This is a genomic window from Microbacterium sp. LS_15, from assembly GCF_041954735.1.
Classification (GTDB): domain Bacteria; phylum Actinomycetota; class Actinomycetes; order Actinomycetales; family Microbacteriaceae; genus Microbacterium.
Window position 1 is genome coordinate 1 of the sequence record NZ_JAVAYD010000006.1, and the last position, 21,091, is coordinate 21,091.

The 21,091-nt window shown below is 70.5% G+C and carries 19 protein-coding genes; 13 read left to right on the plus strand and 6 right to left on the minus strand.

Annotation, left to right across the window (positions count from 1 at the left end; translation table 11 throughout):
• The first annotated feature begins 134 nt into the window (after positions 1-134).
• The 7 genes from RAC69_RS09295 to RAC69_RS09325 are packed head-to-tail and all read left to right on the plus strand — an operon-like array spanning position 135 to position 6,381.
• Positions 135-1,100 (plus strand): AAA family ATPase, encoded by a 966-nt coding sequence (locus RAC69_RS09295; protein ID WP_341936182.1) that lies wholly within the window; start codon positions 135-137, stop codon positions 1,098-1,100.
• A gap of 7 nt (positions 1,101-1,107) precedes the next feature.
• Positions 1,108-1,995 (plus strand): DUF58 domain-containing protein, encoded by an 888-nt coding sequence (locus RAC69_RS09300; protein WP_341936041.1) that lies wholly within the window; start codon positions 1,108-1,110, stop codon positions 1,993-1,995.
• Positions 1,982-2,473 (plus strand): hypothetical protein, encoded by a 492-nt coding sequence (locus RAC69_RS09305; protein ID WP_341936042.1) that lies wholly within the window; start codon positions 1,982-1,984, stop codon positions 2,471-2,473. Before RAC69_RS09300 ends, RAC69_RS09305 begins: the two co-directional genes overlap by 14 nt.
• A complete protein-coding gene (locus RAC69_RS09310; RefSeq protein ID WP_375086575.1) occupies positions 2,464-3,450 on the plus strand; it encodes a VWA domain-containing protein in 987 nt (328 codons plus the stop codon). Before RAC69_RS09305 ends, RAC69_RS09310 begins: the two co-directional genes overlap by 10 nt.
• The gene (locus RAC69_RS09315; RefSeq protein ID WP_375086576.1) at positions 3,447-4,511 is read left to right on the plus strand and encodes a VWA domain-containing protein; all 1,065 of its coding nucleotides are present in this window, start codon (positions 3,447-3,449) and stop codon (positions 4,509-4,511) included. Before RAC69_RS09310 ends, RAC69_RS09315 begins: the two co-directional genes overlap by 4 nt.
• Positions 4,508-5,269: a hypothetical protein gene (locus RAC69_RS09320; protein ID WP_375086577.1), complete on the plus strand. Its 762-nt coding sequence runs from the start codon at positions 4,508-4,510 to the stop codon at positions 5,267-5,269. Before RAC69_RS09315 ends, RAC69_RS09320 begins: the two co-directional genes overlap by 4 nt.
• Complete coding sequence (locus RAC69_RS09325; RefSeq protein WP_375086578.1) at positions 5,263-6,381, plus strand: hypothetical protein; 1,119 nt, start codon at positions 5,263-5,265, stop codon at positions 6,379-6,381. Before RAC69_RS09320 ends, RAC69_RS09325 begins: the two co-directional genes overlap by 7 nt.
• Before the next feature lie 16 nt (positions 6,382-6,397).
• On the opposite strand, the gene RAC69_RS09330 is transcribed toward RAC69_RS09325, so the two are convergent.
• From RAC69_RS09330 to RAC69_RS09350, 5 genes are all read right to left on the minus strand, one after another.
• Positions 6,398-7,393, minus strand: a complete 996-nt coding sequence (locus tag RAC69_RS09330) for a LysR family transcriptional regulator (protein ID WP_375086579.1) — start codon at positions 7,391-7,393, stop codon at positions 6,398-6,400.
• 94 nt (positions 7,394-7,487) lie between these two features.
• On the minus strand, positions 7,488-8,456 hold the full coding sequence (locus RAC69_RS09335; protein ID WP_375086580.1) for an alpha/beta hydrolase: 969 nt from the start codon (positions 8,454-8,456) through the stop codon (positions 7,488-7,490).
• A 131-nt stretch (positions 8,457-8,587) separates the two neighbouring features.
• Positions 8,588-9,295, minus strand: a complete 708-nt coding sequence (locus tag RAC69_RS09340; RefSeq protein ID WP_375086581.1) for a ZIP family metal transporter — start codon at positions 9,293-9,295, stop codon at positions 8,588-8,590.
• Positions 9,296-9,395: 100 nt separating this feature from the next.
• Positions 9,396-10,178: an NAD(P)H-dependent oxidoreductase gene (locus RAC69_RS09345; protein WP_375086582.1), complete on the minus strand. Its 783-nt coding sequence runs from the start codon at positions 10,176-10,178 to the stop codon at positions 9,396-9,398.
• A 23-nt stretch (positions 10,179-10,201) separates the two neighbouring features.
• Positions 10,202-11,572 carry an MFS transporter gene (locus tag RAC69_RS09350; protein ID WP_375086583.1) on the minus strand — a complete coding sequence of 457 codons (1,371 nt, stop codon included), beginning with the start codon at positions 11,570-11,572 and terminating at the stop codon, positions 10,202-10,204.
• 98 nt (positions 11,573-11,670) lie between these two features.
• On the opposite strand from RAC69_RS09350, the gene RAC69_RS09355 reads away from it, so the two are divergent.
• The 6 genes from RAC69_RS09355 to RAC69_RS09380 all read left to right on the plus strand — a co-directional run bounded on the left by RAC69_RS09355 (position 11,671) and on the right by RAC69_RS09380 (position 19,715).
• Entirely contained in the window at positions 11,671-12,042 is a 372-nt protein-coding gene (locus RAC69_RS09355) for a winged helix-turn-helix transcriptional regulator (RefSeq protein ID WP_375086584.1), read from the plus strand.
• Positions 12,043-12,110: 68 nt separating this feature from the next.
• On the plus strand, positions 12,111-13,544 hold the full coding sequence (gene argG, locus RAC69_RS09360) for an argininosuccinate synthase (protein WP_341936056.1): 1,434 nt from the start codon (positions 12,111-12,113) through the stop codon (positions 13,542-13,544).
• A 121-nt stretch (positions 13,545-13,665) separates the two neighbouring features.
• On the plus strand, positions 13,666-14,289 hold the full coding sequence (locus RAC69_RS09365; RefSeq protein ID WP_375086585.1) for a TetR/AcrR family transcriptional regulator: 624 nt from the start codon (positions 13,666-13,668) through the stop codon (positions 14,287-14,289).
• The gene (locus RAC69_RS09370) at positions 14,286-15,062 is read left to right on the plus strand and encodes a hypothetical protein (protein ID WP_375086586.1); all 777 of its coding nucleotides are present in this window, start codon (positions 14,286-14,288) and stop codon (positions 15,060-15,062) included. The genes RAC69_RS09365 and RAC69_RS09370 overlap by 4 nt, the downstream gene beginning before the upstream one ends.
• A complete protein-coding gene (locus tag RAC69_RS09375) occupies positions 15,059-16,894 on the plus strand; it encodes a YhgE/Pip family protein (protein WP_375086587.1) in 1,836 nt (611 codons plus the stop codon). The genes RAC69_RS09370 and RAC69_RS09375 overlap by 4 nt, the downstream gene beginning before the upstream one ends.
• A 172-nt stretch (positions 16,895-17,066) precedes the next feature.
• Entirely contained in the window at positions 17,067-19,715 is a 2,649-nt protein-coding gene (locus RAC69_RS09380) for a penicillin acylase family protein (RefSeq protein ID WP_375086588.1), read from the plus strand.
• Between the two features lie 9 nt (positions 19,716-19,724).
• Here RAC69_RS09380 and RAC69_RS09385 read toward each other — a convergent pair whose 3' ends face one another.
• On the minus strand, positions 19,725-21,065 hold the full coding sequence (locus RAC69_RS09385) for an MFS transporter (RefSeq protein WP_375086589.1): 1,341 nt from the start codon (positions 21,063-21,065) through the stop codon (positions 19,725-19,727).
• Between the last annotated feature and the right edge of the window lie 26 nt (positions 21,066-21,091).

Consider the following 21,091-nt stretch of genomic DNA (forward strand, 5'->3'; position numbering starts at 1 on the left):
ATACGAGACAGCCCGCACCCCCTGCGCCTCCGGCTCCGCCCGCGGCCACGCGCGCCGAGGCGAGCGCTGCTCAGCCCGCTCCTCCCGCTTCGCCCTCGGCGTCGAAGCGATCCGAAGCGCCGACCGACGCCGAGCTGCGCCGCGCGAGCGCCGTGCTGAAGACCGTGTCCGACGCGTACTCGGCGAAGATGGTCGGCCAGGAGCGCCTGCGTACGAGTCTGCTCATCTCGCTCATCGCCGGAGGGCACATCCTGCTCGAGAGCGTGCCGGGTCTCGCGAAGACCACCGCCGCGAGCACCCTGGCCGACACCGTGAAGGCGCAGTTCAAGCGCATCCAGTGCACGCCCGACCTGCTGCCCAGCGACATCACCGGCAATCAGATCTATGACGCCGCGACCGGCTCGTTCCGCACCGTGCTCGGTCCGGTGCACGCGAACTTCGTGCTGCTCGACGAGATCAACCGTTCGAGCGCGAAGACCCAGAGCGCGATGCTCGAGGCGATGCAGGAGCACCAGACGACGATCGGCGGCGAGATCCACCCGCTGCCGAAGCCGTTCCTCGTCATCGCGACGCAGAACCCCATCGAGCAGGAGGGCACCTACGAGCTGCCCGAGGCGCAGATGGACCGCTTCCTGCTCAAGGAGATCGTCGAGTACCCGAGCCCGGCCGACGAGTTCGAGATCCTCGGGCGCATCGACTCCGGCGTGCTCGATCCCGAGCGCCACGTGGAGAGCGCGATCACCCTCGACGACGTGCACATGCTGCAGGACGTCGCCTCGCGCATCTACGTCGACCCGGCGATCCGCAACTACATCGTGTCGATCGCCTACGTCACGCGGAACCCCGCGCCGTACATCGGCGAAGAGCGCGCCCGCTACATCAAGTACGGAGCCAGCCCGCGCGCGAGCATCGCGTTCCTGCAGGCGGCGCGCGCGCTGGCCCTGATCAACGGTCGCGGTCACGTGCTGCCGGAGGACATCCGCTCGCTGCGTCACCTCGTGCTGCGCCACCGTGTGCTGCTGACGTTCGAGGCCGACGCCGAGGGCATCCGCAGCGAGGAGATCATCGACCAGATCTTCGGCGCCGTCCCCACTCCCTGACGCCCCCATGCCCAGCCTGATCACGCAGGTGAAGAGCAAGCTCTTCATCCACTCGTCGCGCAAGTCGCTGCACGCGCTCGACGGCGCGTACGCGTCGCTGCTGCACGGGCGCAGCCTCGACTTCGAAGACCTGCGCAAGTACGAGTACGGCGATCAGGTGCGCGACATCGACTGGCGCGCGACGGCCCGGCTGGGTACCCCGCTCGTGAAGCGCCACCGCGCGCAGCGCATGCACACGGTGATGTTCGTGGTCGACACCGGACGGTCGATGGCGGCGCTCGCCCGCGACGAGCGCTCGAAGAAGGACCTGGCGATCCTCGCGACGGGTGTGCTCGGCATCCTCGCACTGCGCCACGGCGACGACTTCACCCTCGTCTCCGGCGACGCCGACGGCGTGCGCCGACGGGCGCCGGGACGCAGCGAGGGCGCTCTCGAGCACGCGCTGCGCACGGTCGATCGCGCGATCGACGACAGCACGGCTCCCAGCGATCGCGACGCCCTCCTGTCGTACGTCACGCGCACGATCTCGCGGCGCATGATCGTCGTCGTCATCACCGACGAGGCGCCGGTCACCACCGAGACGGAGCGGATGCTGCGCCGGCTGCGGGTGCAGCACGACGTCCTGTGGCTGACCCTGCGCGACGCCGAACCGGTGCTCGACCACACCACGGGAACCGTCCGCAGCGACGTCGACAGCATGTGGGAGGTGCCCGACTTCGTGCAGGGCGACCTCGACATCGTGCGCGAGCTCACCGCGCAGACCGAGGCGGATGCTGTGCGGCTCGCCGAGATCCTCAAGCGCATGGAGATCAGTCACGGAGTGCTCGCCGATCAGGACGACGCCGTCTCGCAGCTGCTGCAGCTGCTGAACCGGAGGTCGCATGCCCGGCTCTGACGAGCTCTACCCTCCCGCGCAGTACGGCTGGGGATGGATGCTGCTCGCGATCGGCATCCTGCTGCTGCTCATCGCCGGCGCCTGGCTGGTGATCGTCCTGACGCGTCCGCGGCGCGACCTGACGCTCGTCCGTGACGGGCAGGGCGCCACACTGCAGACGGTCGACGTGCTGTCGCAGCTGCGGGTCGAGTACCTGGACGCGATCCAGCACATCGAGGACGACTACCGGGCGCGCACCCTCTCCGCACGCAACGCGAACTTCGAGCTCAGCCGGGTCGTCCGCACCTTCGTGAACGAGTACAGCGGACTGGAGGCGCCGGTGCTCGCGCTCGACGACCTCGTGGCGCGCGGCGTGCACCCGGCCCTCATCGACGCGATGGGCCGCCACTACTACCCCAGCATCTTCCGCCAGGGTCCCGCGATCGATCCGCTCGCGGGTGCCGAGGCCGCCAGGACGGTGGTGCGCACATGGCACTAGCCAACGGGTGGGTGATCCTCGCCGTCGTGGGCGCCGCGATCGTCGCGATCGTGATCGGGGTTCTCCTCGGTCTGCGCGGGGGCGCGAAGACCGACGCGCACGAGCGCGCGAGGGTCGCGCGCGCCGAGCGCCTGCGTGCCCTGCCGACGTTCCGTCAGGCGTTGAACCGACGCGTGCTGGCGCTCTCCGGCATCCTGCTGCTGGGGGTCATCTCCGTCGTCTCGGCGGGTGTCGTCGCCGCGCGGCCGATGTCGTCCCAGACGATCCAACCCGTGAACACGAGCCGCGACATCATGCTGTGCCTCGACGTGTCTGGGTCGATGAGCGAGGTCGATGTCGAGGTGCTCAGCGTCTTCGAGGAGCTGCTCGAGGACTTCGAGGGCGAGCGCATCGGGCTCACGATCTTCAACAGCTCCCCGGTGCAGATCTTCCCCCTCACCGACGACTACCCGTTCATCCGCGAGCACCTGCAGAGCATCCGCGAGAGCTTCGACTACCTCGACGAGGTGCCGGAGCACTGGGTGGGCACGCTCAACGGCAACGGCGCCTCGCTCATCGGCGACGGCCTCGCCGCCTGTGCGATGGCCTTCGACCACCCCGACGACGAACGGTCCCGCTCGATCATCTTCGCCACCGACAACGAGATCAACGGCGCCTCGATCGTCACTCTCGACGAGGCGTCCGCGTATGCGAAGTCCGTGGGCGTGCGGGTGTTCGCGCTCAACCCGGTGGAGGGGAAGGACGCCGACGTCAGCGCCGAGCTCACCCGCGCCGCCGAGGCGACCGGCGGACAGGCCTACGGCCTGCGCGACACCACCACCGTGTCGGACATCGTGGCGCAGGTGCAGGAGCAGGAGGCAACCGAGCTGAAGGGTCAGGCTCAGGTCGTCTGGACCGACACCCCGAACCTCTGGATCGTGGTGCTGCTCGTCTCGATGCTGTCGTTCATCGTCGTGCTCTGGAGGGTGAAGCTGTGATCCTCCAGCCCGTCCTCAACGTCTTCCTCCTCCTGCTGCTGTTCGCTCCGGTGGCGGCGATCGGGGTGCTCGCACTCGTCAAGGCCCCCGGCCGCGACCGCGGGCTGTGGGTCATGCGCCTCGTCATGCTCGTGGCCCTCTTCACGATGCTCCTGCGCCCCGGCATCCCCGGAGGGGCGACGCAGACCCTCGCGACCGACACCGACATCGTGCTCGTCGTCGACACGACCGCGAGCATCGTCGCCGAGGACTGGGGCGACGGCCAGCCCCGACTCGACGGGGTGCGCGCCGACGTGCAGTCGATCGTCGACGAGTACCCCGGAGCCCGGTTCGCGCTCATCACTTTCGACGCCTCGGCCGACCTGCGCCTGCCGCTGACCACGGACACCACCGCGCTGATCTCGTCGCTCGACGTGCTGCGCCCCGAGGTGACGAGCCAGTCGCGCGGCAGCTCTATCGGCATCGCGAACCAGCTGCTGGCCGACACGCTCGCGAACGCCGCCGAATCGCAGCCCGACCGCTCGCGCATGGTCTTCTACTTCGGCGACGGCGAGCAGACGGCGACCTCGACGCCCGAGCCTTTCGACGCCAGCGCGCAGTACACGGATGGCGGGGCCGTGCTCGGCTACGGCACCGCCGAGGGCGGGCCCATGCGCCTCACCACCGGCGGCGTCGACGGGGCGAGCGGCGAGTACATCCAGTACGAAGGCGCGAACGCCCTGTCGACCCTCGACGAGCAGAACCTCCAGACGATCGCCGGCCAGCTGGGCATCCCCTACCAGCACCGCACGGAGGATGCCGGGATCGCCCTGCCCGAGGCGCCGTCGACCACGACGAACTACTCCGAGTCGGGCGAGGTCGGCAACGTGATCGAGCTGTACTGGATCGCCGCTCTCGTCATCGCCGCCCTGCTCGCCGTCGAGCTCGCCCGGGCCAGCATGCTCGTCGCCCGCCTCCGCCACCTCCGCGCCCCGAGCGCCGGGTCGTCGAGCGAGCGGAGCCCCCGCGGGTCGTCGAGCGAGCGGAGCGAGACGACACGCACCGACGGAGGTGACGCATGACGGCCGTGACCGCACCTGACGACGTCCGTGCCGACGCGGCATCCGCTCTTCTCGCGTCGAACCGGCGTCGCCGCCGCATCCGCAGGTGGATCGCGATCTGCTCGCTGCCGCTGACGCTCGTCGCGCTGCTCTTCGTCGGCAAGCTGCTGAGCATGTACGCGTTCGCGCACCAGTCGATCAGCGCGTACGTGGCCGACGACTACGCCGGCTCGGAGGCGTCGGCTCACGGCCAGGAGTTCCTGAACTGGTTCGAGCCGTACAAGGCGCCCTTCAACGTGGGAACGGCGCTGGCCGGTGCCGAGCAGCTGCCCGAGGCGCGCGCGAAGCTCGAGGAGGCACTCGACCTCGCGACCGGACTCGAGGTGTGCGGTGTGCGCATCAACCTCGCGATCGTGATCGAGCGGATGGGCGATGCCGCCCGCGCCGACGGCGACGGGGCGGGCGCCGCGCAGCTGTACGCCGAGGCGCTGACGGTCACGACCGAGATGCCCGCCGAATGCGACAGCGAGGAGGCGCAGCAGCAGTCGTCCGATCCGAACCGCGACATGCAGCAGAGCAAGGACGACCTCGAGGACCGGCTCAAGCAGAAGCAGCAGGAACAGCAGCCCGAGGAGCAGGAGCAGCCGCAGGAGGAGGAGCCGCAGCCCTCCGAGGACAAGCTCGAGGAGCTCAAGGACAAGCTCGAACAGGGCACTCAGGAGCGGGATCAGCAGCAGGGCGACGACGGCGGCGGCTCGGGGACGGACAAGCCATGGTGATGGACTATAAGAAGCAGCGCGCCCGCTACGTCGCCGGCACCGAGGGTGCGCCGCCCGTGCCCCCACCCGGCGGCTACCGCAACGCGCGGCGTCCCTCGTCGTCGACGGTCGTGCAGCAGCCGGCCGTCCCCGGTGCTCTCGCGACGGCGGCCGCCGAGCCGGAGGCGAAGAAGCCCGCGAACGCCCTCGGCTGGATCGCGCTGATCACCGGCATCCTGTTCGCGGTGATCCTGCTCGTCACGCTCGCGGCCGGCGGCACGGACGTGCTCTACGGAGTCACGATGCTCGCCCTGCAGCTCGTCGTCGTCGCGGTCATCGTCGGCGCCCTGTTCACCGGCCGGGGCCGCACGCTCGGAGCTGTCGCCCTCGCGATCACCCTCGTGGTCAACGTCGCCACCGTCGGCGGGCTCGGAGCGCTGCAGACCTCGGCGTCGGGCAGCTACGACGGCATGAAATCCGACGAGCAGAAGCACGAGGAGGCCTACCCGGGCATCAAGGGCACCGACTCGCAGGACGTACTGGCGCAGCAGTCGTTGGAACAGGTGCAGGCCGAGGCGGAGACCCTGTTCGCCGACATCCGCTCGCGGCTCACGGCCGAGTACGGGTTCGAATGGGTGCAGGTCGGCGATGAGGACTTCCGCCCCGAGCGCAACGGCTACGGCGGCGAATCGATGCTCGTCGAGTACACGTCGGCGAGCTGGGCGACGACACAGCCCGTGCACGACTATTCGCTCAAGCTCGATGTGATGTCGACGATCGACGACGTCATCGCCGAGCACGGCATGTCGTACCTGTACTCGTTCAACGGGGAGTCGTCAGGCCTCGACCCCACGATGATCGCGAAGCTGTACGGCAGTGACGATCCGCGCGAACAGCACACGTGGGAGTACTACGCCGAGAACTACCCCGACCCGATCCGGTTCTACGCGAACATCTACGACCTCTCCAACGACCCGACCGGCGACTTCCGCACGGCGCGGGAGGCGCAGAACGCCCGCACCGGCGAACCGCTCGAAGGACTCCAGCTGACCGTGCTCGCGAGCGCGCTGCTCAGCGACGCCGACCGCGCCGAGTTCGAGAAGAAGCTGCAGGAGTACCCCGGCTTCGAGTGACCCCGCGGCCCGACGGTCAGTCGGCGAGTGTGTGCAGCATCCGCGCCAGCGCGTACCGCGTATGGCCGCGCGGGGTGCGGAGGTCGTATCCGAGGACATCGATCAACGACGCGAGTCTTTCCTGGATGCTGGAGTGGTGCCGCCCGAGCCGGGCGGCGGCGCCCCGGACGCTGCGCTCCTCGGCGAGCGCGTCGAGGAGTTCGAGGGTGCGCGCGTCGAGGCCCCGCAGCGCCGCCGCATCCGGGTGAAAGGCAGCCGCGTCGGCGGCGTGAGCGACGATCAACGCGGCACCCAGGTCGGCCGCGTGCACTGCGGGCTCCGCGTCGGAGGAGAGCCGCACGGCGATGAGCGCCGCCGCCCATGATTCAGGGAGATCGACGCCCGACACCGCCGTCCCCACACCGAGGCGCGAGGCGGAATCGTTCGCCCACGCCGCCAGCGGATCCGACGCCGCGTCGAGAAGCGTCGCACGCGTGAGACCGTGCCGGGTCGCGACCACGGACGACGGATGCCGAGCGAGCGGTGCGGGATCGGGCGGCGACGCCACGACCCGCAGCGCGGCATCCGTCATCCGGAGTCGCAGCAGTGCGGCCGCCCTCTCATCGACGCTCGCATACGAGCTGATCGCGAGTTCGACGGCGCTCTCGGCGCCGACCGACCGGCGAGCGCGGACGATGCCCAGCGCGAGGGCGAGCCGCTCGAGGATCATCGCGTCGTTGGTGTGGGGGTCGCCGTCGCGCTCGATCCAGGCGACAGCATCCTGTCCGCTCTCCCGGCGCATCCACGACTCGTCGGGATCCCGCGGATCGATGCGCTCGCCGCCCGCGGCGACGCGCACGATCTGCGCACCGTCGCGCAGTCCGACCGTCGCGCCGCTCAGCACGGCCGCCCCGCGGAGCATGCTCTCGACGCCGACCGACCGGGCGACCAGCGCGTCGAAGTACGCCACGACCTTGAGGCTCTCGCTCGCGTCGGGGTCGAGGGCGGTCAGCCGCCCCAGCAGATCTTGCATATCGGCTCCATCGCCCGGGGTTCCAGATTAGGACCTCGGCCATACGCGGACCGAAAGGAGCGGCCTCCGACCCGCACCGAGCGGCGCAGCTGCCTCAGCCGAGGAGCCGCGTGACCCAGTCGTCGCGGGCGGCGAGCATCGCCTGCGCGACGGCGGAGTGCGGCGCGAACATGTCGAAGCCGTGGAAGCCGCCGGCCCACACGTGCAGCTCGGCCTGCACTCCCGACGCCCAGAGCGTCGTCGCGTACGCCACATCCTCATCGCGGAACACCTCTGCACTGCCGCAGTCGATGAACGCGGGCGGCAGACCAGAGAGATCCGTGGCCCGTGCGGGGGCGGCGTAGATCGACACGTCGTCGGTGCCCCTGCGGTCTCCGAGCAGCGCCGTCCATCCGGTGATGTTCGACCCGCGATCCCACACGCCGATGCCGTCGATCTGGCGGGTGGAGACGCTCTCGTCGCGGTCGTCGAGCATCGGGTAGATGAGCAGCTGGCCGACGAGCGCCGGTCCTCGCCGATCGCGGGCGAGCAGAGCCGTGCCCGCGGCGAGCCCTCCTCCCGCGCTCCCGCCGCCGATGAGCAGGCGGCTCGTGTCGATGCCGAGCTCGTCGGCGTGCTCTGCGGTCCACTGCAGCGCGGCGTAGCAGTCCTCGACCGGGTACGGATCGGGGAACTCGGGCGCCAGCCGGTACTCCACCGTCACGATCACTCCGTTGAAGCGCTCGGCCCAGTCGAGGAAGCCGACGACTCCCAGCCACCTGTTGCCGATGATCATGCCGCCGCCGTGCGTATGGAAGAAGCCCGGTCCTGTCCCCGTGCGTCCGTCCTTCTCGATCACCGTCACGACGATGTCGTCGCCGTCGTGGCCCGGGATGGTCTCGTCGCGCCACACGAAGCCGCGCTCGGCGAGCACCTGCCTGATCTCGTCGTCGTTCCCCACGGGGGACTGCCGCATCAGCGGGATCATCTCCGCCGTGAGCGTGGGCGGCAGCTGGTCGGCGACGAGCGCGAGCGCGGCCTCCAGCTCGGGGTCGAAGGGCGGTCGGGCGAGTGTGTCGGTCATCGGAACTCCTTTGTCCTCTGTGTCCATGGTCGCGTCGTGGCGGCCTTCGGCTCAGCATCCCCCCGCCCCTTCCGCCCCGGAACCCGCCGGGTGCGGCCGATCGAGGGCGCGCGGACCGCCGGATGGCGGGGTCAGGACGAGAGCGCGAGTCCCGCGGCGAGCGCGAAGCCGAGCACGGTCGCGAGCCCGGTGGACTCCTTGGCCTTCGACTGCGCCTCGGGGACCATCGAGTCGACGAGCATGACCAGGAGCGCTCCCGCGGCGAAACCCCCGGCCGCGGAGCGGAAGGTCTCGTCGGTGACGCTCGCCAGCGCGAAGCCTGCCACGGTGGCCGCGGCGCAGACGACGGCGACACCACCCCACAGAGCGAGGACGCGCGATCGCTTCATGCCGCCCTCGAGCAGATCGGCGGCCGAGCCGATCGACTCCGGCAGGTTCGAGACGAGGATGGCGACGACGAGCGCGACGCTCACCGGTTCGCCCGACGCCAGACCGATGCCGAGCACGAGCTGCTCGGGGACGCCGTCGAGCAGCGCCCCCACGGCGAGCTGCCCGCCTCCCGCTCCGTCCTTCTTCTTCGCTGCCCGCGCGTCGAGGATGCGATCGGCGATGTAGTAGCTGAGCGCCCCGAGAGCGACGCCGATGACCAGCGGGATGGGACCAGCGATGTCGAGCCCCTCCTCCCAGAGCTCGAACGCGATCGACGCCATCAGTGCCCCGGCGCCGAAGCCCAGCACGATGCCCAGCCACCGGGGCGGCCACGCGCGCAGCAGCGCGAGCACCGCGCCGACGAACAACGGGGATGCCGCGACCACGCCCCACAGCACTGCCTGACCCATGCCGACCACTCTCCCACCGCGGGGACCGGCACGTGCAGGGGGTTGAGCGCGATCCGTGGTCGGGAGTATGTCCCGATCTCGGCGACAGCGACCGCGGAACTCAGCGGATGCGGTGGATGTCGAGGTCTGTGCGCCCAGGCAGGAGGTCGGCGCGCAGTGCCCGCGTGCCCCGGTAGTCGCCGTCCTTCAGCCGTCGGAACGGACGGCTCGGCGCCTCGTCGGCGACGCGGTCCAGACGCGCGAGCAGCCGCGCTGTCTCGCGGTCGACGTCACTCGCCTCGAGTCCGTCGGCGTCGTGCACCACGTGCAGGTCGAGTGGCTCGATGCCGGTGTACCAGAGCGTGCCGTGCGTGAGCGGGAACAGCAGCTGGTCGATGTCGCCGCTGATGCCGCGACTGCCGATCGAGCGGTCGTCCTCGCCCGCGGTGACGATCACGAGCGCCCGCCGTCCCGTCAGCAGCCCGTCGCCGTAGCGGAGCGGCAGACCGGTCTCCGGGTCGTTCGGACCGTACGCGAAACCGTTCGTGAGCACCCGGTCGAACCACCCCTTGAGGATCGCCGGCGGCCCGTACCACCAGAGCGGGAACTGCAGCACGACGAGGTCAGCCGCTCCGAGCTTGCGCTGCTCCTCGATCACGTCGTCGGGCAGGCGGCCCTCGGCGAACGCCTCGCCCATGAGGTCGACGACGTTGCCCGGCCGCCCGAGCGGGTCGCCGAAGTCGCGCGCCGCGAGCACGGGGTCGAACCCCTGCCGGTACAGGTCGCTGGTGACGACGTCGTAGTCGCGGGAGAGCGCGTCGACTCCCTCACGGAAGAGGCGCGCGTTGAAGGAGTCCGGCTGCGGGTGGGCGTGGATCCAGTGGGCGACGGGGCGCGACGACATGGTGTCCTCTCGTGGGGTCGGTGTCAGTGGGCGTCGGCGGCGGTGCTCGCGGCTGTTCCCCGCCACAGCGGCAGCACGGCGGCTGCCACGACGGCGACGGCCGCCACGACGAGCGCGACGGCGAATCCGCCGCCGCCGACGATGGTCGCGATCGTGCCGAGCACGGCGATTCCGAGTCCGCCGCCGAGGGAGAAGCTCACCTCCTGGATCGCTCCGACCTGGCCGGCGTCGTCCTCGGTCGTCACGTCGAACAGGGTCGTGGCGGCCAGGGTCGCGGCGACGCCGAACCCGGCGCCGACGAGCACGAGCGGGATCGCCACGACATCGGGGTCGAACGCCAGCCACGCGAGCCCGGCGCCCTGCACGACGAGCGCGAGCACGGTCAGCGTCGGCGAGGTCAGCCACCGCAGGAACAGCGGAGCGACGACACCGCCCACGGCGATCGCGACCGCCTGCGGGAGGATCGCGATCCCCGCCTCGGCAGCCGTATGAGCGCGCAGATCCTGCAGGTGCAGGCTGACGAGCAGCACGGATGCCGCAGCCACACCGCTGCTCGCCACGATGCGCACGATCGCGGGACTGAACCCCGGGACGGAGAACAGCCGCATGTCGATGAGCGGTTCGCGGAGCGCGCGCTGGCGCCGGATGAAGTACACGAGGGTCGCGATGGCGACGACGGCGGCGACGGCAGCGGCGATCGGCGCCGCGAGCGCCTCGTGCAGGGCGAACACGAGCGCGCCGAGCGCGACGATCGACGACAGGATGCTGAGCACGTCCCACGACGCGGGCCGGGAACTGCGCGAATCGGGAATCAGCCAGATCGCGAGGATGCCGGCGACCACGGCGAGGGGCACGCTGCCGAGCAGCAGCCACCGCCATCCCGGGCCCTCGGTGACGATGCCGCCGAGCACGGGCCCGAGCGCGCTGCCGGTGCCGAAGGTCGCCGTCCAGAGCCCGTACGCCAGCACGCGCTGACGCGCCTGGTAGTGCGCGCCGATGGTCGCGACGACACCCGCGACGACGAATGCCTCCGCGACGCCGAGCAGCGCGCGCACGACGATCAGCAGCAGTCCGTCCTGCGCGAGCCCGCCCACGAGGTTGAGCGCCGCGAAGCCGACGAGGCCGAGCAGCACGATGCGCTTACGGCCGAAGGTGTCGCCGATGCGCGAGGCGAGGATGAGCGTCGCCGCGAGCGAGAGCGCATAGACGTCGACCAGCCACAGCGCTCCGCTGTCGGACAGCGTCAGGTCGCCGCGGATCGCGGGCAGCGCGGTCGACACGCTGCTGATCGCGAGGGCGCCGATCAGGATGCCGAGGAGCAGCGGCACCATGGCCAACCACGGGTGCCTGGCAGGGCGCACAGGAGCGGAGACGACGGGGACGGGGAAGGTCACCACCCGAGTCTGGCGGAGGGGTACGATTCCGACAAGTACGGTCATCCAGGTCACATACTGACGTTTCGGATACCATGGCGGCGACGGAAGGCGGACCGATGAGGGAGAAGACCGAACGCATCGTGCGCGAGTGGGGCGACGCCTGCGACGCCGAGATCTCGATCGCCGTGCTCGGCGGAGCGTGGAAGCCCAGCATCCTCAGCCTGCTCGGCGAGCACGAGGTGCTCCGTTTCGGCGAGCTGAGCCGCCTGCTCGACGAGCCGACCGCCCGTGTGCTCACGCGCCAGCTGCGCGAGCTCGAAGACGACGGCCTCGTCACCCGCGAGGTGTACCGGCAGGTTCCGCCGAAGGTCGAGTACCGGCTGAGCGACCTCGGCCGCGGATCGATGCCCCTCGTCGACGCGCTCACCGCCTGGGGCGGGCAGTATGCCGCGAGGCAGCGGGCCGCGCTGGCCACGGCATCCTCCTGACCCCACGGGGACGCTCCTGTGACGGGCGGCGCGAGAACAGGCGACACGCCGCCGATAGACTGGAAGGCATGTCCAAGGTCCTCCAGTCACTGCCCGTCGGCGAGCGCGTCGGCATCGCCTTCTCCGGAGGACTCGACACCTCCGTCGCCGTCGCCTGGATGCGCGACAAGGGTGCCGTGCCGTACACCTACACCGGCGATCTGGGTCAGTACGACGAGGACGACATCGAGTCGATCCCCGGCCGTGCGCTCGAGTACGGCGCCGAGGCCTCGCGCCTGATCGACTGCAAGACCGCCCTGGTCGAGGAGGGCTTCGTCGCCCTCTCGTGCGGTGCGTTCCACATCCGCTCCGGCGGCAAGACGTACTTCAACACCACCCCCCTCGGTCGCGCGGTCACCGGCACGCTGCTGGTGCGCGCCATGAAGGAGGACGGCGTCGACATCTGGGGCGACGGCTCCACCTACAAGGGCAACGACATCGAGCGGTTCTACCGCTACGGCCTGCTCGCCAACCCGCGCCTGCGCATCTACAAGCCGTGGCTCGACGCCGACTTCGTCACCGAGCTCGGCGGCCGCAAGGAGATGAGCGACTGGCTCGTCGCCCACGACTTCCCCTACCGCGACTCCGCCGAGAAGGCGTACTCGACCGACGCGAACATCTGGGGTGCGACGCACGAGGCGAAGACCCTCGAGCACCTCGACGTGTCACTCGAGACCGTCGACCCGATCATGGGCGTGAAGTTCTGGGACCCGTCGGTCGCCATCGACGCCGAAGACGTCACGGTCACGTTCGAGGGCGGTCGCCCCGTCGCGATCAACGGCATCGAGTTCACCGACCCGGTGGCCCTGGTGCAGGAGGCGAACACGATCGGCGGACGCCACGGCCTCGGCATGAGCGACCAGATCGAGAACCGCATCATCGAGGCGAAGTCGCGCGGCATCTACGAGGCCCCCGCGATGGCGCTGCTCTTCATCGCGTACGAGCGCCTCGTCAACGGCATCCTCAACGAGGACACGCTCGCCACCTACCACGAGCAGGGTCGCCGCCTCGGCCGCCTCATGTACGAGGGCCGATGGCTGGAGCCGCAGTCGCTCATGCTGCGCGAGTCGATCCAGCGCTGGGTCGGATCGACGATCTCGGGCTCGGTGACGATCCGTCTGCGCCGCGGCGACGACTGGACGATCCTCGACACCGTCTCGCCGAACCTGTCGTACGGCCCCGAGAAGCTGTCGATGGAGCGCGTCGGCGACGCCGCCTTCGGCCCTGTCGACCGCATCGGACAGCTCACGATGCGCAACCTCGACATCGCCGACTCGCGCGCCCGCCTCGAGCAGTACGCGGGCCTCGGCCTGGTCGGCGGCGCCACGGGCGAGCTCGTCGGACGCGTCACCGCCGGCGAGTCCGCCGAGATCACCGGAGCGGTCGAAGACGTCGACGAGAAGTTCGCGGATGCCGTGGACACGGCCTCCGAGGGTGCCGCGTTCGACTCCGGCACCGACTGACGGTTCCGTCGACGAGGGGCGGATGCTGCGGCATCCGCCCCTCGTCTGCGTCTGCAGCCGTTCGCTGTGAGTTCTCCGAGTTATGTTGCACAGCGGTGTGCAACATAACTACCATGGAGGCATGACCACCCGTGCACCGCGCCGCGACTCGGTCGAGAACCGCGCCGGCATCCTCGACGCCGCCCGCGCGACCCTTGCGAACGACCCCCGTGCGTCGATCGACGTCATCGCCCGCAGCGCCGGCCTCTCGCGCCGCACCCTTTACGGTCACTTCGACGACCGTGACGCCCTGATCCGCGAGCTCATCTCGACCGGCGCACAGCGCTTCAACGCGATCGCCGAGTCGGTGACCGACAGCGACCCGCGCCTCGCCCTCGCCCGGCTCGCGGCCCGCCTCTGGCGCGAGGCCTCGCACGTGCAGTTCGCCGCCGCTCTCGCCCTCGACGAGGCCCACGTCGAGCACACCGCCGAGGCGCTCGCCCCGCTGCGTCGCACGGTCGCCGCCCTCGTGCAGCGCGGGCAGGACGAAGGCAGCTTCCGCACCGACATCGCCGCCCCGACGCTCGCACGCCTCATCGAAGAGGTCGCCCGCACCGTCGTCTCACGCACCGACGCGAACAGCAGCGGGGCCGCGAACCTGGCCGTGCGCGCGCTTCTGAGCATCGCGGGACTCTCCTGGCGCGAAGCCGACGATCTTCTCGGCACGCACCCCGACATCATCGAGGCCGAGGAGGCCGACGCATGAGGATCACCCTGCACGAGGTCAGCAAGGGCCGCGGCGGCCAGGCGCTGCCGACGACCAGCCTCGAGTTCCACACCGGCGCCGTACGGTTCGCCCTCGCCGAGACCGAGCAGCGTCCCGCCGTGCTCGGCCTCATCGCCAGCGGCCGCATGCGCCCCGAGACAGGACGCGTGACCATCGACGGAGCGACGGACAACCGGATGCTGCGCCGCACCGTCGCACTCGTCGACGCCCCCGACGTCAGCGACCCCCACCCCGACATCGCCCTCGCCGGCGTCGTCGGCGAAGAGCTGATGTTCGCCGGACTCGGCGCCACACCGCTGCACGCCCGCCGCTGGCTGAACCAGCTCGGATACGGCGAGCTCGCGTCCGTGCCGATCGGCAACGTCGACCCGGCGGCGCGCGTCCGCATCCTGTGCGAACTGGCGGTGCTGCGCGACGGCACGCAGGCGATCGTGCTCGTGGCCCCCGACCGCCACGGCGGCAGCCCCGACGGCTGGTGGCGCATCGCCATGGAGTTCGCCGACCGCGGGTACGCCATGCTCGTGATCGTCGGCGGATCGGCGGCCGTCGCCCTGGAGCGGATGCAGGAGTTCGACGCCGTCAACGCCTCCGGCCCCATCGCGCCGCTGACGCTCGACACGCATGCCGAGGAACCCGACGGGTCGGTGAGCGAGGACGGCGAAGCCGACCGAGACGAAACGCGCCACGACCCGCACGACGCCGAGCTCACGGCATCCGACACCGAGACCGAAGACGAGGAGGGCGCGCGATGAAGGTCCCCGCCATGATCGCCGCCGAACTGCGGCGGCTCACCGCCAGCAAGATGGGCATCATCGCGCTGGTCGCGCTCGTGTGCGTGCCGATCCTCTACGGCGGCCTGTACCTCTGGGCGAACCAGGATCCCTACGCGAAGTTCCCCGAGGTCCCTGTGGCCCTCGTGGTCGACGACAAGGGCGCGCCGGCTCCCACGAGCGACGCGACGGCGACGGCATCCGACACCGTCAACTACGGCGAGGATGTCGCGGACAACCTCATCGACGGCAATGCCTTCGACTGGCAGCGGATGACGGAGGACGAGGCCGCCGAGGCGCTGCGCACCGGGTCCGTCGATTTCACGGTCACGATCCCCGCCGACTTCTCAGCCGCGCTCACCTCGGCCGCCGGAGACGAGCCGCACCAGGCGCGCATCGATCTCGAGACGAACGACGCGAACAACTACCTCGCGTCCTCGATGGGCACTCAGGCTGTGGAGAAGATCCGCAGCTCCGTGGCCGAGATGGTGGGCAGCGAGGCCGCGGAGCGTCTGCTCACGGGCCTCAGCGAGGTGCGCGACAACCTGGTGACGGCGGTCGACGGCGCGACGCAGCTCGCCGACGGGGCGACGACCGCGGCATCCGGCAGCGCCACCCTCGCCGACGGCACCTCGCAGCTCGCGTCGGGCACCGCCCAGCTCGCCTCCGGCGCGAGCACCCTCGCGGCCGGAGCGCAGCAGGTGAGCGACGGCAACCGCCAGCTCGCGGATGTGGCCGACCGGGCCGGGTCCGTCGTGCAGCAGGCCACGAACGCTCTGCCGCAGGTGCGCAGCGACATCGCGACGCTGCTCGCCGACCAAGGCCTCGCACAGGACGAGATCGACCAGGTCCTCGCGACCCTCGACCCGCTCGCGACGCGACTGCAGGAGGGCAACACCACCGTGCAGACCGCCGTCGGCAAGGTCGATCAGCTCGCCGACGGCGCCGCAGCAGTGGCGTCTGGCGCGTCGCAGCTCGCGAGCGGCGCGAGCACGGCCGCATCGGGGGCAGCGGCGGTGAACGACGGCGCCGTCCAATTGCGCGACGGCCTGTCCACCCTCTCCGAGGGCGCCGCCCAGCTGCGCGACGGTCTCGCCGACGGTGTCGCGCGCATCCCGGCATCCACTCCCGAGCTGCGCGAGAAGCAGGCCGACACGATCGCCGACCCCGTGAAGGTGTCGAGCGACAAGGTCGCGTCGGCCGAAGACTACGGCGCGGGTCTCGCGCCCTTCTTCGCCGCGCTGTCGGGCTGGATCGGCATCTACGCGCTGTTCCTCATCGTCAAGCCGATCTCGCGTCGCGCGGTCACGGCCCTGCACTCGCCGATCCGGGTGACGCTGGCCGGCTGGCTCACCCCGGCGACGCTGGGCGCCGTGCAGATGCTCGGCCTCATGGGCATCCTCGCGATCACCCTCGGCTTCACGTTCGACAACCCGATCGGCACTCTCGGGGTGCTGATGGCGGCGTCGGCGACGTTCGCCGCGATCATCCTCGCGCTGAACGTGTGGCTCGGATCCGTCGGCCAGTTCATGGGCCTCGTGCTCATGGTCCTGCAGCTCGTGACGGCCGGCGGCACCTTCCCGTGGCAGACGCTGCCCGCACCGCTGGCCGCTCTGCATCACGTCCTCCCCCTGGGGTACGTCGTCGACGCGATGCGCCAGCTCATGTACGGCGGCGATCTCTCCCGCGCCGGGTGGGATCTCGCGGTGCTCGGCATGTGGCTGGTCGGTGCGCTCGCTCTCGCGGCGATCGGCGTGACGAGGATGACGCACCGCCGGACGCTGCGCGACCTGCAGCCGAGCCTGATCGGCTGACAGCGGAGTCGTTTTCGCATCGCTTGACGTGCAACCGCGACCGCCGTGAAGTTGCCAGTCAGGCGATTCGAAAGCATCCAGTGCGGCTAGGATTCGAGAATGCGTCCCTGGGACGCGCTCTGGGGCTCTCTGGGACTGAGTCCCGTGGAGCCACCCGAGAGAGTTTTCGATGATGACAACTGATCTGGCTGCTGTCGTGGAGCCCGCGCGCCGCCCGTGGGGAGTGCGGCTGGGCAGGATCGCGTTCCTCGTGGTCGCGGCGATCCTGGTGATCGCCGTGGCCGCCGCATTCTTCGTGACCTGGACCATCCAGCGGTCCTTCCCGCAGACCGAGGGCGAGCTGCGCCTCGACGGACTGCAGGCCGAGGTGACGGTGCAGCGCGATGCGAGCGGCGTGCCGACGATCACGGCCGATTCCCCGCACGACCTCTTCTACGCGCAGGGCTTCGTGCACGCGCAGGATCGCTTCTTCGAGATGGACTTCCGCCGCCACGTCACGGCCGGGCGCGTCGCCGAGATGTTCGGCGAACCGCAGGCGGGTACCGACGCGTTCCTGCGCACCCTCGGATGGCGCAAGGTCGCGGAGGAGGAGGTCGCGCAGATGGACGACGTCACGCGCGGCTACTACGAGTCGTACGCCGACGGCGTCAACGCGTACCTCTCCTCCCGCTCGGGGTCGGAGCTCTCGCTGGAGTATGCCGTCCTCGGCATACAGAACCCCGATTACGCCCCCGAGCCGTGGGAGCCCGCCGACTCCGTCGCATGGTTGAAGGCGATGGCCTGGGATCTGCGGGGCAACATCGAGGACGAGACCGAGCGGGCCCTGCTCACCGCCCGGCTCGCCGACGGCGGTGAGGATGCTGCGCAGCTCGGCGCCACGCTCGACCAGCTCTACCCGCCCTACCCGTTCGACGAGAACCCCGTGATCGTCCCGACGATCTCCACGGTCCCCGCCCTCGACACCGACGCCGAGCCCGCGGCGTTCTCGACCGCGCCCTCCGACCCCGAGCTGCAGCAGGCCGTCACGACGGTCGACTGGACCGAGGCATCCGACGTCATCGAAGCGGCGAGCCTGCTCGTCGGAGACGTGGGAGAGGGCATCGGCTCGAACTCCTGGGTGGTCTCCGGCGACCTCACCGAGAGCGGGATGCCGTTGCTCGCCAACGACCCCCACCTCGGCGCCTCGCTGCCCTCGGTCTGGTACCAGGTGCAGCTGCGGTGCGCGTCGGTCTCGGACGAGTGCCCGTTCGACGTCGGCGGATTCTCGTTCTCGGGACTCCCCGGCATCGTGATCGGCCACAACCAGCACGTGGCCTGGGGCTTCACCAACCTGACGACCGACGTCACGGACCTGTACGTCGAACGCATCGAGGGCGACCAGTACTGGCGCGACGGCGCTCTCGTGCCCCTCGAGGAGCGCACCGAGACGATCCGCGTCGCAGGCGGCGACGACATCGAGCTCACCATCCGCTCGACGGGACACGGCCCCCTCATCTCCGGACTCGTCGACGACTTCACCTCCCTCGCCGACGACCCGGGCCCGGGTCTCGTGGCGGGCGGGGCGACGGCATCCGCTCCGGGCGGTGAAGACGCCGAGTACGCCGTGAGCCTCCGCTGGACGGCGCTCGACCCCGGAACCACCGGTACGGCGATCTTCGCCCTGTCGACGGCGCAGGACTTCGACGACTTCCGCGTCGCGGCATCCCTGTTCGACGTCCCGGCGCAGAACCTGATCTACGCCGACACAGAGGGGAACATCGGCTACCAGACGCCCGGCCGCCTCCCGATCCGCGGCGCGGGCGACGGATGGATGCCGCAGCCGGGGTGGGACAGCGCGTACGACTGGACGGGCTTCATCCCGTTCGAGGAACTCCCCGTCTCGTACAACCCCGCCTCGGGGTACATCGTGACAGCGAACAACGCGATCGTCGCCGACGACTACCGCTACTTCCTCTCGCGCGACTGGGACTACGGCTACCGCGCGGCCCGCATCGCGTACCTCATCGAACGCCGCGCGGCGGCCGGACCGCTGACCGCCCAGGACATGCGCGACATCCAGATGGACAGCGAGATGTGGATCGGCAAGCGCCTCGCCAGCGCGCTCGACGACATCGAGGTGGACGGTGCGGGCACGGAGGATGCCGTCGACCTGCTCCGCGACTGGGACGCGCAGAACGAGGCGGACTCGGCAGCCGCCGCTTACGCGAACGTGCTCTGGTCGAACCTCGTGCAGAACCTCTTCGTCGAGCGCGACGAACCGCTGCCCGCCGACGGTCAGGGTCGGCTCTTCACCGTCGTCGGCGCGCTGCTGGACGACCCGGACGACCCGCTGTGGACCAACCCCGCGATCGACGTCGACGGGCGGGACGAGATGCTTGCACTGTCGGCCGAGGAGGCCTACGCCGAGCTGTCGGGCCTGCAGGGCACCGACCTGACGGCCTGGAACTGGGGAACGCTGCACGCCATCACGCTCACGAGCGACACCCTCGGCTCGTCGGGCATCGCTCCGGTCGAGGCGCTCTTCAACCGCGGCCCCCATGCCGTGAGCGGCGGGGCGTCGGTCGTGAACGCCACGGGTTGGGAGCTGGGCGAGTCGTACGCCACCACGACGGTGCCGTCGATGCGCATGGTCGTCGACCTCTCGGACTTCGATGCATCGACGTGGATCCACCTCACGGGCGCATCAGGCCATGCGTTCGACGAGCACTACACCGACCAGACCGCCGACTGGGCCGCGGGAGTGCAGCGCCCCTGGGCCTTCTCGCCCAAGGCGGTGGACGCTGCGGCGCAGCGCACGCTCGTCCTGAGCCCTGCGGGGTGAGCGGCCCGGTCAGGCGGATGCCGCGGCGCGGCGCGCGATGACCCAGATACCGACCGCGGCGGCGAGGAAGATCGCGGCGAGCATCGCCCATCCCACCGGACCGTACGTGATGGCCGTCGCGTTGACGACGATCGGCGAGGCGAGCGCTCCGAGCGAGAACCCCATGCCGAACACGCCCTGATACGCCCCGGCTCGCACGGGGTCGGCGAGCTCGAAGCTCAGGCCCCACGCGCCGGCCTGCGACAGGATCTCGGCGAACGTGTGCGCCACCATCGCGACCACGAGCACGACGATCGCGACCCATGCGGGCAACCCGGCGGCGAGGGCGTAGACCAGGCAGGCCGCCACCATCAGCCACCCGGCGACCATCGTCACGCGGCCGGCGACCCGCACGTCGTGGGTGCCGCGCGAGGCACGCACCTGGAACAGCACCACGAGCGCGGTGTTGACGACGAGCAGCACCGACACGACGACCTCCGGCGCCTCGGTGTAGCCGGTGATCCACAGCGGGATGCCGAACTCCGCGACGCCGAACTGCATGCCGAACACGGCCGACAGCACGGTCAGCAGCAGGTAGCGCGGGTCGCGCCAGGGCGAGCGGCGGTTCCAGTCGCGGCGCGACGCGGCCGCGGCATCCGTGTCGATGGAGCCTGTCTCCGTGCGCACGTCGTGGATCGCGGTGCGGCTCGGTGCATCGACCGCCGAGGTGAGCCGCAGCAGCGGCAGCGATCCGAGCGCGCAGAGCAGACCGCCGCTCGCGATGACGATGCGATAGGCCTCGGGGGTGCCGAGCGCGAGGGCGATCGCGCCGAGCCCCGATCCCGCGGCGATCGACAGATTGGTGACCGTGCGGAGCACCGCCCGCGCATGCACGCGGCGCTCGGGCGCGAAGCCGCGCGCGATGATCGCCGATCGTGCGGAGTGTCCCATCGAGTCGAGGAAGCCGCTCGCGCTGGCGAGCACGAGCGCCGACACGACGTCGCCCGCGAAGGCGTAGGCGGCGAGCAGCAGCCCGCCCAGCGCCTCGAAGACGAAAGCGAGTCGGCGCGCACTCCACCGATCGGCCATCCACCCGCCGAGGAGCGAGCCGAGAACCCCGCAGCCGCTCGACACCGCGAGAACGACCGCTGCCTGGGCTGCGGAGAGGCCGATGATCTGCGTGAAGAAAAGCACCGTGACCGCGAAGAACACCCCTCGACCGATGCGCGAGACGGCCGTGGCGGCGACGAGCGCCCGCAGCACCGGATCGCTCAGACTCGACGCGAGACGCGCGAAGAAGCGGTCGGGCTTCGCTGCGGGTCCGGCCTCCGGCACTGTCGTCGTCTCGGGGTCGGGGTCGCGCGAAGTCACCCTCCATCCTCACACGACGCTCGGAC